Genomic DNA, 14,244 nt, shown 5'->3' with positions numbered 1-14,244 from the left:
CGCCCCCACAGGCGCGCTCTCCTGCGCAGATGCAGTACGTTCGGGGCATGTCACAGCCCGCTGACTCCCCCAGACGGCCGTCCCGTACGAACGGCGCCTCCGACGCACCGGAGAGCGCCGCCGGCAGTCGCGCGGCGGCGCAGCGGCTCAAGATGCGCCGTGAGTTGTCGGCGGCGGCGATGGAGCTGTTCGCCACCAAGGGGTACGAGGCGACGACCGTCGACGAGATCGCCGCCGCCGGCGGAGTGGCCCGACGGACCTTCTTCCGGCACTTTCGCTCCAAGGAAGAAGCGATTTTCCCGGACCACGACGACACGCTGGTGCGGGCGGAGGCGGTCCTCAACGCGGCGTCCCCGCACGAGCACCCGCTCGACACGGTCTGCCGGGGCATCAAGGAAGTCATGCGGATGTACGCCGCCTCCCCCGCGGTGTCGGTGGCGCGGTACAAGCTCACCCGCGAGGTACCGACCCTGCGCGAGGCCGAGATCGCCTCGGTGGCCCGCTACGAGCGGCTGTTCACCCGCTATCTCCTCGGCCATTTCGACGAGCACGACCACCGCGACGACAACGACGACCCGCTGCTCGCGGAGGTGGCCGCGTCCGCCGTGGTGACGGCGCACAACCATGTGCTGCGGCGGTGGCTGCGGGCGGGCGGCCAGGGTGACGTGGAGGCCCGGCTGGACCACGCGTTCGCGATCGTGCGCGACACCTTCGGCACGGGCATCGGCGCCGGGCGCTCGGCCGACCGGGCCGGTGCCGGGCCGGCCGCCTCGGTGAGCCGCAGCGGCGACGTCCTGGTGACGGTGGCACGCACCGACGCTCCGCTGGACGAGGTCATGCGCACCATCGAGGAAGCCCTCAAGAACCGCTGACGGCGTGGGCGGGGACGCCGCTGCCCCGGAAGGTGCGCCGGCGGGCGGCCGGGTCGGTGCCCCGCGTCCGGTGGAGATGCCGGCGAAGCTGTCGGCGCCGCCCAGGCGCTGCGCTCGGCCACCGGGGCTTCCCCGCACCCGCCGCCGGGCCCGCCCTGCTCGGGCGTACGCCGAAATGCAGGGTCTGCGTGCCGCCTTTATGCTCACCGCACTGATCTCCGGCCTGACCCTTCTGTGCGTCCCCCACCCGGTCCGGGCGGGGGACGAAGCCGCTGTCGGAGCGCCCGACGTTGCTCATACGTGCCACCCAGGTGACATCTGAGAGAAATTGTTGGCACTCAGTGCCTTGTCAGGTGACACGGGGTGTCATACGTTGATGTTGTCCGGGCGACCGGCGTACAGCGACCATCCGTACGCCGGCTGTCCCCACAGGCCACGTGTCCGTGTGCCCGGACGCCTGCGTCACAGGCAACCTCCCGCGCTACCCGCGCTGCCGAAACCGCACGACCGCCGAACCGACGGCACACCTCCAGAGCACCCCGACGTATCCCTCAAGAGCGTTACCTCAACGCTTCGCCGGAGGCAAAACCGTGAAGGAAATCCTGGACGCCATTGTGGCGTCGGACAGTACGGCCGCAGACTTCGCCGCCCTGACCATCCCCGAGTCGTACCGCGCGGTGACCGTGCACAAGGACGACGCGGAAATGTTCGCCGGGGTCGACAGCCGGGACAAAGACCCGCGCAAGTCCCTCCATGTGGAGGACGTGCCGGTGCCGGAACTCGGTCCTGGTGAGGCCCTGGTGGCCGTCATGGCCAGTTCGGTCAACTACAACTCCGTCTGGACCTCGATCTTCGAGCCGGTGTCGACCTTCAGCTTCCTGGAGCGGTACGGCAGGCTCAGCGACCTCAGCAAACGCCACGACCTCCCGTACCACGTCATCGGCTCCGACCTGGCCGGCGTCGTGCTGCGCACCGGTCCCGGGGTCAACGCCTGGAACCCGGGCGACGAGGTCGTCGCGCACTGTCTGTCCGTCGAGCTGGAAAGCTCCGACGGCCACAACGACACGATGCTCGACCCCGAGCAGCGCATCTGGGGCTTCGAGACCAACTTCGGCGGACTCGCCGAGGTCGCGCTGGTCAAGTCCAACCAGCTGATGCCCAAGGCCGCCCACCTGAGCTGGGAGGAGGCCGCCGCTCCCGGACTGGTCAACTCGACGGCGTACCGCCAGCTGGTGTCGCGCAACGGCGCCGGTATGAAGCAGGGCGACAACGTGCTGATCTGGGGCGCCAGCGGTGGCCTCGGCTCGTACGCCACCCAGTTCGCGCTGGCCGGTGGCGCCAACCCGATCTGTGTCGTGTCCAGCGACCAGAAGGCGGAGATCTGCCGCCGGATGGGCGCCGAGGCGATCATCGACCGCAACGCCGAGGACTACAAGTTCTGGAAGGACGAACACAACCAGGACCCGCGCGAGTGGAAGCGCTTCGGCAAGCGCATCCGTGAACTCACCGGCGGTGAGGACGTCGACATCGTCTTCGAGCACCCGGGCCGCGAGACCTTCGGCGCGAGCGTGTACGTGACCCGCAAGGGCGGCACGATCGTCACCTGCGCGTCGACGTCCGGGTACAACCACGAGTACGACAACCGCTACCTGTGGATGTCACTGAAGAAGATCGTCGGCTCGCACTTCGCCAACTACCGCGAGGCCTGGGAGGCCAACCGGCTGGTCGGCAAGGGCAAGATCCACCCCACCCTGTCGAAGGTGTATTCGCTGGAGGACACCGGCCAGGCCGCCTACGACGTCCACCGCAACCTCCACCAGGGCAAGGTCGGCGTCCTGGCGCTGGCACCCCGTGAGGGGATGGGCGTGCGCGACGAGGAGAAGCGTGCCGAGCACCTCGACGCGATCAACCGCTTCAGGAATGTGTAATGACCGACCGTAAGAAGGACCGGCCCTGGCTGATGCGGACCTACGCCGGTCACTCGACCGCCGAGGCGTCCAACGAGCTGTACCGCAACAACCTCGCCAAGGGCCAGACCGGTCTCTCCGTCGCCTTCGACCTGCCGACGCAGACCGGCTACGACCCGGACCACATCCTCGCACGCGGGGAAGTGGGCCGGGTCGGGGTCCCGGTTTCTCATCTCGGTGACATGCGACGGCTGTTCCAGGACATCCCGCTGGAGCAGATGAACACCTCGATGACCATCAACGCGACGGCCATGTGGCTGCTCGCCATGTACCAGGTGGTCGCCGAGGAGCAGGGCGCCGACATCACCAAGCTGTCGGGGACGACACAGAACGACATCGTCAAGGAGTACCTGTCGCGCGGGACGCACGTCTTCCCGCCGGTACCCAGCCTGCGGCTGACCACCGACATGATCACGTACACGGTGGCCAACCTCCCCAAGTGGAACCCGATCAACATCTGCAGCTACCACCTCCAGGAGGCCGGAGCCACGCCGGTCCAGGAGGTCGCGTACGCGATGAGCACGGCCGTCGCCGTGCTCGACGCGGTGCGCGACAGCGGGCAGGTGCCGCCCGAGCAGTTCGGTGACGTCGTCGCGCGGATCTCCTTCTTCGTCAACGCGGGTGTCCGCTTCGTCGAGGAGATGTGCAAGATGCGGGCCTTCGGCCGCATCTGGGACCGGATCACGCGCGAGCGGTACGGCATCGAGAACGAGAAGCAGCGCCGCTTCCGCTACGGCGTGCAGGTCAACTCGCTGGGCCTGACCGAGGCGCAGCCGGAGAACAACGTCCAGCGCATCGTCCTCGAAATGCTGGCCGTCACCCTCTCCAAGGACGCACGCGCGCGTGCCGTGCAACTTCCCGCCTGGAACGAGGCCCTGGGGCTCCCCCGCCCCTGGGACCAGCAGTGGTCGCTGCGCATCCAGCAGGTACTCGCCCTGGAGAGCGACCTGTTGGAGTACGAGGACATCTTCGAGGGCTCGCACGTCATCGAGGCCAAGGTGCAGTCCCTGGTGGAGGAGTCCTTCGCCGAGATCGACCGCATCGAGGCGATGGGCGGCGCGATGGCGGCCGTCGAGTCCGGCTACCTCAAGTCGCAGCTCGTCTCCTCGCACGCCGAGCGGCGGGCCAGGATCGAGGGCGGCGACGAGAAGATCGTCGGCGTCAACTGCTACGAGTCCACCGAGCCCAACCCGCTCACCGCGGATCTCGACACCGCGATCATGACGGTCGACCCCGCCAACGAGGCCCGCGTCGTCGCCGCTCTCCACGAGTGGCGCGACAACCGCGAGGAAGGCCGCGCGCAGGACTCCCTGGCCGCCCTCAAGGCCGCAGCGGCCGGCACCGGCAACCTGATGGCGGCCACCGTCGAGTGCGCCCGCGCGGGCGTCACCACCGGCGAGTGGTCCTGGGCGCTGCGCGACGTCTTCGGCGAGTTCCGGGCGCCCACCGGGGTCTCCAGCGCGCCGGTGGCGGTCAGCGCCGAGCGCGGGACACCGCTGGCGGCCGTGCGGGAGAAGGTGACCCGCACCGCGGACGAACTGGGCTCGGGCCGGCTGCGCCTGCTGGTCGGCAAGCCCGGCCTCGACGGGCACTCCAACGGCGCCGAGCAGATCGCCGTACGGGCCCGCGACGCGGGCTTCGAGGTGGTGTACCAGGGCATCAGGCTCACCCCGGAGGAGATCGTGGCCGCCGCCCTCGACGAGGACGTGCACTGCGTGGGCCTGTCCATCCTGTCCGGCTCGCACGCCGAGCTGGTGCCCGACGTGCTGGAGCGGCTGCGCGCCGCCGGCGCCTGGGACGTACCCGTGATCGTCGGCGGCATCATCCCCAACGCCGATGCCGAGACCTTGAAAAAGGCGGGCGTCGCCGCGGTATTCACGCCCAAGGACTTCGGTATCACGGAGATCATCGGCCGTATCGTCGACGAGATCCGCAAAGCGAACAAGCTCGACCCTCTGGAGGTCCCCGCATGACCACGCCCACGCCCGTCAACCGCCTGCGCCCGCGCCGCTCCTGTCTCGCCGTACCGGGGTCCAACCCCCGCTTCCTGGAGAAGGCCCAGGGCCTGCCGGCCGACCAGGTCTTCCTCGACCTGGAGGACGCGTGCGCGCCCCTCGCCAAGGAAGGCGCCAGGCACACCATCGTCGACGCGCTCAACAACGGCGACTGGACGGGCAAGACCCGGGTCGTGCGGGTCAACGACTGGACCACCCACTGGACGTACCGCGATGTCGTCACGGTCGTCGAGGGCGCGGGCCAGAACCTCGACTGCATCATGCTGCCGAAGGTGCAGGACGCCCAGCAGATCGTCGCCCTCGACCTGATGCTGACCCAGATCGAGAAGACGATGGGCTTCGAGGTCGGCAAGATCGGCATCGAGGCGCAGATCGAGAACGCCAAGGGTCTGGTGAACGTCGACGAGATCGCCGCCGCGTCGCCGCGGATGGAGACCATCGTCTTCGGCCCGGCGGACTTCATGGCGTCGATCAACATGAAGACCCTGGTCGTCGGCGCGCAGCCGCCCGGCTACGGCGCCGACGCGTACCACTACATCCTGATGCGCATTCTGATGGCCGCCCGCATGCACGACCTCCAGGCGATCGACGGCCCCTTCCTCCAGATCCGTGACCTGGACGCGTACCGCGAGGTCGCGGGCCGTGCGGCGGCCCTGGGATTCGACGGCAAGTGGGTGCTGCACCCCGGCCAGGTCGAGGCGGCCAACGAGGTGTTCTCGCCGTCCCAGGAGGACTACGACCACTCCGAGCTGATCCTCGACGCGTACGACTACTGCACCTCCGAGGCAGGCGGCAAGAAGGGCTCCGCGATGCTCGGCGACGAGATGATCGACGAGGCCAGCCGCAAGATGGCGCTCGTGGTCTCGGGCAAGGGCCGCGCGGCCGGCATGCAGCGCACCTCCAAGTTCGAGATCCCGGAGGCCTGATCATGCAGTTCGGGCGCACATACGAGGAGTTCGAGGTCGGCGCGGTCTACAAGCACTGGCCCGGGAAGACGGTCACGGAGTACGACGACCATCTTTTCTGTCTGCTCACCATGAACCATCACCCGCTGCACATGGACAGCAACTACGCCGAGAAGACGACCGACTTCGGCAAGAACGTCGTCGTCGGCAACTACATCTACTCGCTGCTGCTCGGCATGTCGGTCCCCGACGTCTCCGGCAAGGCCATCGCCAACCTGGAGGTCGAGTCGCTCAAGCACATCGCGCCGACCTTCCACGGCGACACGCTCTACGGCGAGACGACCGTCCTGGACAAGACGCCGTCGAAGTCCAAGAGCGACCGCGGGATCGTCCACGTCGAGACCAGGGGCTACAAGCAGGACGGCACCGTGGTCTGTGTGTTCCGGCGCAAGGTGATGGTGCCCACCGAGACGTACATCAAGGAGCGGGGCGGCGAGCAGCCCGGCCGGCCCGAGCCGAAGAGCCAGGAGAAGCAGCGATGAGCCGTCTCGCCCAGACCGCCGGTCTGACCGACATCCAGCAGGAAATCCTGGCCACCGTAAGGAACTTCGTCGACAAGGAGATCATCCCGGTCGCGACGGAGCTGGAGCACCGGGACGAGTACCCGACGCAGATCGTCGAAGGCCTCAAGGAGCTCGGCCTGTTCGGGCTGATGATCCCCGAGGAGTACGGCGGTCTGGGCGAGTCCCTTCTCACCTACGCGCTCTGCGTCGAGGAGATCGCCCGCGGCTGGATGAGCGTCTCGGGCATCATCAACACCCACTTCATCGTGGCGTACATGCTCAAGCAGCACGGCACGCAGGAGCAGAAGGACACCTTCCTGCCGCGGATGGCGCTGGGCGAGGTGCGTGGCGCGTTCTCGATGTCGGAGCCGGCGCTCGGCTCGGACGTGGCGGCCATCACGTCGAAGGGTGTGCGGGACGGTGACGAGTACGTCCTGAACGGCCAGAAGATGTGGCTGACGAACGGCGGAACGTCGACTCTGGTGGCCGTTCTGTGCCGAAGTGACGAAGGACACCCCGAGGGCACGGCCCCGCACAAGTCGATGACGACCTTCCTGGTGGAGAAGGAGCCCGGCTTCGGTGAGGTCCGTCCTGGCCTGACCATCCCCGGGAAGATCGACAAGATGGGCTACAAGGGGGTCGACACCACCGAGTTGATCATGGACGGACTGCGCATTCCGGCCAATCGGGTGCTCGGCGGCACGACCGGCCGAGGGTTTTACCAAATGATGGACGGGGTAGAGGTCGGTCGAGTCAATGTGGCGGCGCGTGGCTGTGGAGTCGCACACCGTGCGTTCGAATTGGGTGTCTCATATGCCCAGCAGCGCCACACTTTCGGCAAGCAGATCGCACAGCACCAGGCGATTCAGTTCAAGCTTGCCGAGATGGCTACCAAGGTTGAGGCCGCGCATGCGATGATGGTAAATGCAGCTCGCAAAAAGGACTCCGGGGAACGAAACGACCTTGAGGCAGGGATGGCGAAGTACCTCGCCTCCGAATACTGCAAGGAGGTCGTCGAGGACGCCTTCCGTATCCACGGTGGATACGGGTTCTCGAAGGAGTACGAGATCGAGCGCCTCTACAGGGAGGCGCCGATGCTGCTGATCGGTGAAGGTACCGCCGAGATCCAGAAAATGATCATCGGTCGTCGCCTCCTCGAAGAGTACCGATTCCAGGGTTAATTGTCCTTTTCATGGTGAAATAGCCGCAAAATAGATCACACCCTGTCATCACCTTCAGGCCGCCGACTCGGCTTCTGGCTTGCCCAGTTGTGGCTCGTAACCGCTAACATCGCCGGAAAGCCGCCGTCCCCCGTTACCAGCGCGGCATCATCCGCTACGAAGGTCATCCATGCCCCACAGCCAAACCTCTGCACCACGCGACGGCCTCCTCAATGGACGCCTTGCTCGCGGAGCATCGCCGTGGCTTCTGCCGACTGTCGCCACCGCGGCGCTCAGCCTTGCCCGGGCTCGCAAGTCCGGCCGCTGGGCCGCTGTAGCCGTGCCCACCACCGTGCTCGCGGCGGGCATGCTGTGGTTCTTCCGCGACCCCGAGCGCGAGATCACTCAGGGCCGGGTCATCTCCCCGGCCGACGGAGTGGTGCAGAGCATCATGCCGTGGAAGGACGGGCGGACCCGCGTCGCGATCTTCATGAGCCCGCTGAACGTCCACGTCAACCGCGCGCCCCTCGCGGGCACGGTGACGTCCGTCGAACACATCCCCGGTGGATTCGTTCCGGCGTTCAACAAGGAGAGCGAGAACAACGAGCGCGTTGTCTGGCACTTCGACACCGAGCTCGGTGACATCGAGATGGTGCAGATCGCCGGCGCAGTCGCGCGGCGCATCGTGCCGTACGTACCTCAGGGCACGAAGCTGGAACAGGGCGAACGCATCGGCCTGATCCGCTTCGGCTCACGTGTCGACATCTACCTTCCGGAAGGTATCGACGTAGCGGTCGAGGTCGGCCAGACCACTACCGCGGGGGTGACTCGCATTGACCGTGATTGATCCCGAGACACAGGCCGGCTGGGTGCCGGAGGCAGAGGACGAGGACGACGCGGAGGACATGCCGCTGTCGATGAGGCTGTCGATAGCGGACACCCTCACACTCGGCAACGCGACGTGCGGATTCATGGCGGTGTACTTCACCACCACCGGGATCCTCATCCCGCACCTCACGGGCAGTGACGAGAGCGGCATGGCGCGTCACAGCGCCGCCACCGCCGTCATCCTGATGCTGCTCGCGGCCATCTTCGACCTCTGCGACGGGCTCGTGGCGCGCAAGCTGCGCAGCTCGCCGATGGGCGCGGAGCTGGACAACCTCTCCGACCTGATCAGCTTCGGGCTCGCCCCGGCCTACTTCGTGCTCGTGTACGGAATGGTCGCGGACGACGCCCACCAGCGGGTCTCCGCGTTGGCGGCGATCGTGGTGCTGTTGGCGGTGGTCCTGCGGCTTGCCAGATTCTCCTGCGTGACGCTGAAGGACGGCATGTTCCAGGGCATGCCGAGCCCCTTCGGTGCGCTGACGGTCGTCTCGATCGTGCTGCTTGAGCTGCCCTTCGTGCCGACGCTGCTCGCGATCATCGGGGTGGCATGGCTGATGGTGAGCCGGGTCGAGTACCCCAAGCCGCGAGGTGTCCTCGCGGTGGCGATGCTCGGCTGGATCGTGGCCGCGATGGGGCTGCTCGCCGCCTGGGCGTTCGACGCCCCCGGCGGACAGCTGCTCCTGCAGACCGGCTGCGCGCTGCAGGTGGTCCTGGGCGCGGTGATTCCGCTCTTCGCCACGGCGCGGCGCGTGAACACCTTCCGCTACAACCGCCGCGAGGCGCGGGCGGCCCAGCTGCCGTAGCGGCGGCCTGAAGACGCTGCGGGAGGGGCCCCGGACCATATGGTCCGGGGCCCCTCCCGTCGTCGTAGACGTCGTCGTACGCGGTCATCCGCCGAACGTGAAGGACTCGGCGGCCTTCGCCACCTGCGCCTCGCGTACGACCTTCAGGCCGCCGGGAACCGTCTTGTCCGGCTTCATGATCAGGCTTTCGCGGGTGGAGGGCACGGCCGGGTCCGAGAAGTCGTGGGTGAGACCGAAGCCACTGTCGAAGGCGTTCAGGGTGAGCAGCGCCTCGTCGATGCCCTCGCGGGTGAGGTTCTTGTCGGCGCAGGCCTTCTTCAGCACCTCGCCGTAGATCTTGGCCCCGGTGTAGCCCGCGACGACGCCGTTGTCGAGACCGTCCTTGGGGTACGCGGCCTGGTACTCCTTGGCGAGCTTGGCCGGAGCGGCCTCCTGGGAGCCGATGGGCAGGGTCGACGCGGCGACGTAGTAGTCCTTGGTCAGGGCGGGCCCGGCCTGGGTGCCGAGGAGCTGTGGGGCGAACGCCGAGTTGTTGCCGATGATCGGTACGGCGAACTTGCCGGCCGCGGCGACGCCGACCAGTGAGGCCGCCTGGCGGGGGCCGGCGCTGATGACGATCGCCTTGACCCCGGCCTGCTTGAGCGCCGCGACCTGCGCCGACATGTCGTTGTCGGTCGGTTTGATCTTCTGCTCGACGATGGTCAGGCCCGCCTCCTTGGCGGCGTACTCCGAGCCGACCAGCGCGTTCTCGCCGTAGTCGCCCTCGAAGTAGACATGGCCGATCTTGTCGCCCTTCTTGATCCGCTTCTCGGCGAGCAGGAAGTCGACGGCGTTGATGGTCTCGATGTCGTACGTGGCGCCCACGACGCGCACGTACGGACTGCCCAGCAGGGAGGACGACCAGGCCTGGGGCAGGACGAGCCCCTTGTCCTGCCCGTCGATGCGCTGCTTGACGGCGGCGACGAAGGGCGAGCCGATGAACTGGGCGAAGCCCAGCACCTTGGGTTCCAGCTCGGTGTACGCGGCGACGGCCTTCTGCGGGTCGTAGCCGTGGTCGCGCACGGTCAGCTCGATGGTGCGGCCGCAGATGCCGCCCGCCGCGTTCGTCTGCTTCACCCACAGCTGCTGGGCCTGGGTGACGCTCTTGCCGAGGGAGGCGTAGACCCCGGTCATGTCGGTGAGGATGCCGAGCGGAATGGTCTTGGCGGTAACGCCGTCGCCGGTCCTGACGCCCTCCGCGTCCTGTTTCCCGTCCTCGCTCTGGCCGGCCTTCTCGCTGCACCCGACGACGGTGAGAGCCAGTACGGCGAGCACCGCCGCGTACCTTCGTGCCTTCATTTCTTCTCCCCTGGAGTGATGAGACGCGTGAGGCCGCCGGGCAGGAACAACACCACCGCGACCACCGCGGCGCCGTACAGGTAGCGGGACGCCTCGCCCGGCGAGACCCCGCCCGTGCCGGGGGCCGAGATCAGCGGGAGTGCGTCGCTGTAGCGGTCGAGCAGGCGGGGCAGCAGCGAGACGAAGGCCGCTCCGACGACGGCTCCCGCGACCGTGCCGAGGCCGCCGATCACGATCATGGCGAGGTATTCGAGGGACAGGATCATCCCGAAGTACTCGGGCACGGTCCGCTGGAAGACCAGGGCGAGCAGAACCCCGGCCAGGCCCGCGTACATCGACGACAGGACGAAGACCGCGGCCCGGTAGCGGGCCACGGGGACGCCCATCACCCCTGCGGCGATGCGGTGGTCGCGGATGGCGTTCATGGCCCGGCCAGGACGGCCGCGCAGGACGCCGCGGGCGAAGAGCGCCCCGGCGGCCAGGGCGACGAGGCCCGCGTACCAGAGCTTCTCGGCGGACTCGAAGGGGACGGCGGCGACGATCAGCTCGGTGTCGTCGAAGTCGAAGCCGAACAGGGAGAGGGTGGGTACGGTCCGTCCGTTGAAACCGCCGGTCAGATCGCGGGCGTTGAACAGGACGTGCTGCCCGATGAAGATCAGCGCGAGGGTGGCGATCCCGAGGTAGGCGCCGCGCAGGCGGCCCGCGATGGGGCTGAAGAGGCCGCCCGCGAGCCCCGCGATGAGCACGGCGAGAACGGCCGCGAGCCAGCTGGGCAGCCCGAGTCCGGTCAGCCGGTGCCCGCTCTCGACACTGTTCTCGCCCGCCAGGACGCAGTAGCCGTACGCGCCGACGGCCAGGAAGAAGGCGTGCCCCATGGAGAGTTGGCCGGTGGCGCCGGTGAGCAAATTGATGCCGATGGCGCCGATGGCCGCGGCCATCGCGAAGAGCCCGGCCTGGAGCCAGAAGCGGTCGAGGTAGAAGGGCAGGGCGAGCAGCAGCACGCTGCCGAGGAGCCAGGCATACGCGCGGGGGCGTCGCAGCGCCGCCAGGAAGGCGCGCGATGGCGGCGCGGGCCGCGGCGCGGGGCTCTCCCCAGTCGGCGCCCGGCCGGGTCCGGCCGCCCGGTCCGGGCGGGGTGCCGCGTCTCGTGGTCGGGTGGGGTCAGACACGGGCCATCTCCTTCGTGCCGAACAGGCCCGCCGGGCGGATCAGCAGCACGACGACCATGACCAGGTACGGGGCGAGGTCGCCGATGCCGCGGCCCATGAACGACAGATCGCTCTGGTAGCCCGTGGCCAGCGATTCCGTGACGCCGACGATCAGGCCGCCCGCGAGCGCCCCGGTCGTCGAGTCCAGGCCGCCGAGGATCGCGGCCGGGAACGCCTTGAGCGCGGCCAGGGAGGTCGCCCGTTCCAGGCCCGGGGTCGGGAAGACGGTCAGGAAGAGCGCGGCGACGGCCGCCAGCGCGCCCGCGACCGCCCAGGCGGCGAGCGAGACCCTGCCGAGGCGCACGCCCATCAGCGCGGCGGTCTGCGGGTTCTCCGCGGCGGCCCGCATCGAGACGCCCCAGGACGTGTGGCGGAAGGCCAGCAGGAAGATGGTGATGAGGAGGGCCACGGAGACGAAGGCGGCGATGCGGGTGTGCGCGATGGTGACCGACCCGATCGTCAGGAGGCTGTCGCCCCACGGGTCGCCGACGGCGAGCACGTCCGTGCCGATGCGGCGGGTCAGTTCGGTGAGGAGCAGGATGTCGACGCCGATGGTGACGATGGCGAGGACGCTGTGGTCGGAGCCGCGGTAGCGCCGCATCACCAGGAACTCGATGGCCGCGCCGACAAGTGCGGCGCTGCCCGCGCCGACCGTCAGGGCGGCCCAGAAGCCGATGTCGTCGTGCAGTACGGCGGTGACGTAGCCGCCCGCGAGAAGCAGCGAGGCGTGGGCGAAGTTGACGACCTCGGTGGCCTTGAAGATGACGACGAATCCGAGGGCGATCAGGGCGTACACCGAGCCGATGGACAGCCCGTTGAGCAGCAGTTCGGCGAAGGTCGTCACGAGGTGGCCTCCTGTCCGGGGTTCCCGGTGCCTTCGCCTTCGCCGTCGCCTTCGCCCAGGTAGGCGCGGACGACGGCCGGGTCGCTCTGCACCTGTGCGGGTGTGCCGCCCGCGATCCTGCGTCCGAAGTCGAGTACGGTCACCGCGTCCGCGAGCCGCATCACCACCCCCATGTCGTGTTCGACGAGCACGATCGAGATACCGAGGCTGTCGCGCACACCGGCGACGACGGCGGCCGTACGGCGCCGCTCGTCCGCGGTCATGCCCGCGACGGGCTCGTCGAGGAGCAGGATGTCCGGTTCCATGCACAGCGCGCGGCCGAGCTCGACGAGCTTCTGCTTTCCGTATGGAAGGGCCCCGGCCTGCGTGGTCAGGTCCTGCTCCAGGCCGACGAAGGCCGCGATCTCCCGGACCCGTTCACGGTGCAGCCGCGCCTCGCGGGCGGCTGTGGGCAGCCGCAGCCCGGTGCTGAGGAACCCGGCGCGGGTGAGCCGGTGGCGGCCGAGGAGCAGGCTGTCGGCGACCGTCGAGTGGGGTGGCAGCGCCAGGTTCTGGAAGGTGCGGGCGATGCCCAGCCCGGCGATCCGGTGCGGTGCGAGGCCGGTCAGTTCGGTGGCGCCGAGCCGGACGCTGCCTGAGGTGGCGCGGTAGACGCCGGACAGGACGTTGAAGCAGGTGGATTTTCCCGCGCCGTTGGGACCGATGACGGCGTGCACGCTGCCGGGCTCGACGGTGAAGGAGACGGCGTCCAGGGCGGTGAGCCCGGCGAAGCGGACGATGAGGTCGCGTACGTGCAGGGCAGGGACGCGGGCGTCCCGCACAGGGGTGCGGGCTGCCGCGTCGGCCTCCGGTGTCATGCCGTCCACCTCCGCAGCGTGGGGGCGACCGCTTCGGCCCGTACCGCGTCCTCAGCCGCCGTCTCGTCGACGACGCCGAGATAGCGACGGCGCACCTCGTCGGACGCGGCCAGTTCGTCGGCGGGGCCCGACAGGGCCACTTCGCCCACGTCCAGGACGTACGCGGTCGAGGCCAGGCGCAGCGCGAGGGCCGCGTTCTGCTCCACCAGCAGGACCGACGTACCGGTGGCGTTGATCTCCCGGACGGTTTCGGCGATCCGGGCGGCCATCAGCGGGGCGAGGCCCAGCGACGGCTCGTCGAGCAGGAGCAGCCGGGGCCGGGCCATCAACGCCCGCCCCAGAGCGAGCATTTGCTGCTCCCCGCCGGAGAGGAGACCGGCCCGCTGGTGGGCGCGTTCGGCCAGGACGGGGAAGAGTTCATGGACCCGGGCGAGTGCGGCGGCGGTCTCCTTGCGTCCGCCGCGCGCGCCGAGCGCACCGGCCCGCAGGTTGTCGCCCACCGTCATGCGGGCGAACACCTGGCGCCCTTCGGGGACTTGGACCACTCCGGCCGCGACCACCTGCGCCGCGTTCATACGATCCAGGGGGCGCCCGTCGAACGCCACGGCGCCCGCCGTCGCGGCGCCGCGGTGGAACCGCAGGGTGCGTGAAATGGCGCGCAGCAGAGTCGACTTGCCCGCTCCGTTCCCACCGAGCACGGCGACGACCGCGCCGGGCGGCACCTGGAGCGAGACGTCGCGCAGCGCGCGCACCGGGCCGTAACCCACGGCCAGCCCACTCACTTCCAGCGAAGCCATGCCCGCCCCCCTTCCACCGATCAACTCTGC

General features: G+C 68.9%; 13 protein-coding genes. 8 read left to right on the top strand and 5 right to left on the bottom strand.

Translation table 11 applies throughout. The features are described from left to right. Window positions 1-29 precede the first annotated feature (29 nt). The 8 genes from ACLLJJ_RS37110 (at window position 30) to pssA (ending at window position 9,170) form a co-directional block, all read left to right on the top strand. A complete protein-coding gene (locus tag ACLLJJ_RS37110; protein WP_434599081.1) occupies window positions 30-872 on the top strand; it encodes a TetR family transcriptional regulator in 843 nt (280 codons plus the stop codon). A gap of 590 nt (window positions 873-1,462) precedes the next feature. After that, window positions 1,463-2,800 carry a crotonyl-CoA carboxylase/reductase gene (ccrA, locus tag ACLLJJ_RS37105; protein WP_434599080.1) on the top strand — a complete coding sequence of 446 codons (1,338 nt, stop codon included), beginning with the start codon at window positions 1,463-1,465 and terminating at the stop codon, window positions 2,798-2,800. Beyond that, the gene (locus tag ACLLJJ_RS37100; RefSeq protein ID WP_434599079.1) at window positions 2,800-4,812 is read left to right on the top strand and encodes a protein meaA; all 2,013 of its coding nucleotides are present in this window, start codon (window positions 2,800-2,802) and stop codon (window positions 4,810-4,812) included. Before ccrA ends, ACLLJJ_RS37100 begins: the two co-directional genes overlap by 1 nt. After that, on the top strand, window positions 4,809-5,780 hold the full coding sequence (locus ACLLJJ_RS37095; protein WP_434599078.1) for an HpcH/HpaI aldolase/citrate lyase family protein: 972 nt from the start codon (window positions 4,809-4,811) through the stop codon (window positions 5,778-5,780). The genes ACLLJJ_RS37100 and ACLLJJ_RS37095 overlap by 4 nt, the downstream gene beginning before the upstream one ends. Before the next feature lie 2 nt (window positions 5,781-5,782). Further along, entirely contained in the window at window positions 5,783-6,301 is a 519-nt protein-coding gene (locus ACLLJJ_RS37090) for a MaoC family dehydratase (protein WP_434599077.1), read from the top strand. Beyond that, complete coding sequence (locus tag ACLLJJ_RS37085; RefSeq protein WP_434599076.1) at window positions 6,298-7,503, top strand: acyl-CoA dehydrogenase family protein; 1,206 nt, start codon at window positions 6,298-6,300, stop codon at window positions 7,501-7,503. The genes ACLLJJ_RS37090 and ACLLJJ_RS37085 overlap by 4 nt, the downstream gene beginning before the upstream one ends. Window positions 7,504-7,672: 169 nt before the next feature. Beyond that, window positions 7,673-8,329 (top strand): phosphatidylserine decarboxylase, encoded by a 657-nt coding sequence (locus ACLLJJ_RS37080; RefSeq protein ID WP_434599075.1) that lies wholly within the window; start codon window positions 7,673-7,675, stop codon window positions 8,327-8,329. Next, a complete protein-coding gene (gene pssA / locus ACLLJJ_RS37075; protein ID WP_434599074.1) occupies window positions 8,316-9,170 on the top strand; it encodes a CDP-diacylglycerol--serine O-phosphatidyltransferase in 855 nt (284 codons plus the stop codon). Before ACLLJJ_RS37080 ends, pssA begins: the two co-directional genes overlap by 14 nt. An 84-nt stretch (window positions 9,171-9,254) precedes the next feature. Here pssA and ACLLJJ_RS37070 read toward each other — a convergent pair whose 3' ends face one another. The 5 genes from ACLLJJ_RS37070 to ACLLJJ_RS37050 form a co-directional block, all read right to left on the bottom strand. Then, on the bottom strand, window positions 9,255-10,508 hold the full coding sequence (locus ACLLJJ_RS37070) for an ABC transporter substrate-binding protein (RefSeq protein WP_434599073.1): 1,254 nt from the start codon (window positions 10,506-10,508) through the stop codon (window positions 9,255-9,257). After that, complete coding sequence (locus ACLLJJ_RS37065; protein ID WP_434600627.1) at window positions 10,505-11,557, bottom strand: branched-chain amino acid ABC transporter permease; 1,053 nt, start codon at window positions 11,555-11,557, stop codon at window positions 10,505-10,507. The genes ACLLJJ_RS37070 and ACLLJJ_RS37065 overlap by 4 nt, the downstream gene beginning before the upstream one ends. 112 nt (window positions 11,558-11,669) lie before the next feature. Then, window positions 11,670-12,560, bottom strand: coding sequence for a branched-chain amino acid ABC transporter permease (locus tag ACLLJJ_RS37060; protein WP_434599072.1), 891 nt, complete (start codon window positions 12,558-12,560; stop codon window positions 11,670-11,672). Further along, entirely contained in the window at window positions 12,557-13,417 is an 861-nt protein-coding gene (locus tag ACLLJJ_RS37055; RefSeq protein ID WP_434599071.1) for an ABC transporter ATP-binding protein, read from the bottom strand. Before ACLLJJ_RS37055 ends, ACLLJJ_RS37060 begins: the two co-directional genes overlap by 4 nt. Continuing rightward, a complete protein-coding gene (locus ACLLJJ_RS37050; protein ID WP_434599070.1) occupies window positions 13,414-14,214 on the bottom strand; it encodes an ABC transporter ATP-binding protein in 801 nt (266 codons plus the stop codon). The genes ACLLJJ_RS37055 and ACLLJJ_RS37050 overlap by 4 nt, the downstream gene beginning before the upstream one ends. Window positions 14,215-14,244 lie beyond the last annotated feature (30 nt).

The organism is Streptomyces sp. A5-4, assembly GCF_051131715.1.
Lineage (GTDB): Bacteria > Actinomycetota > Actinomycetes > Streptomycetales > Streptomycetaceae > Streptomyces.
Note: the sequence above shows the minus strand (reverse complement) of the source record. Positions and strands in the feature narration are given on the sequence as shown.

Coding starts and splice junctions, on each gene's coding strand:
- ACLLJJ_RS37110 (WP_434599081.1), top strand. CDS start 30: ATGCAGTACGTTCGGGGCATGTCACAGCCCGCTGACTCCCCCAGACGG.
- ACLLJJ_RS37100 (WP_434599079.1), top strand. CDS start 2,800: ATGACCGACCGTAAGAAGGACCGGCCCTGGCTGATGCGGACCTACGCC.
- ACLLJJ_RS37095 (WP_434599078.1), top strand. CDS start 4,809: ATGACCACGCCCACGCCCGTCAACCGCCTGCGCCCGCGCCGCTCCTGT.
- ACLLJJ_RS37090 (WP_434599077.1), top strand. CDS start 5,783: ATGCAGTTCGGGCGCACATACGAGGAGTTCGAGGTCGGCGCGGTCTAC.
- ACLLJJ_RS37085 (WP_434599076.1), top strand. CDS start 6,298: ATGAGCCGTCTCGCCCAGACCGCCGGTCTGACCGACATCCAGCAGGAA.
- ACLLJJ_RS37080 (WP_434599075.1), top strand. CDS start 7,673: ATGCCCCACAGCCAAACCTCTGCACCACGCGACGGCCTCCTCAATGGA.
- ACLLJJ_RS37070 (WP_434599073.1), bottom strand. CDS start 10,508: ATGAAGGCACGAAGGTACGCGGCGGTGCTCGCCGTACTGGCTCTCACC.
- ACLLJJ_RS37055 (WP_434599071.1), bottom strand. CDS start 13,417: ATGACACCGGAGGCCGACGCGGCAGCCCGCACCCCTGTGCGGGACGCC.
- ACLLJJ_RS37050 (WP_434599070.1), bottom strand. CDS start 14,214: ATGGCTTCGCTGGAAGTGAGTGGGCTGGCCGTGGGTTACGGCCCGGTG.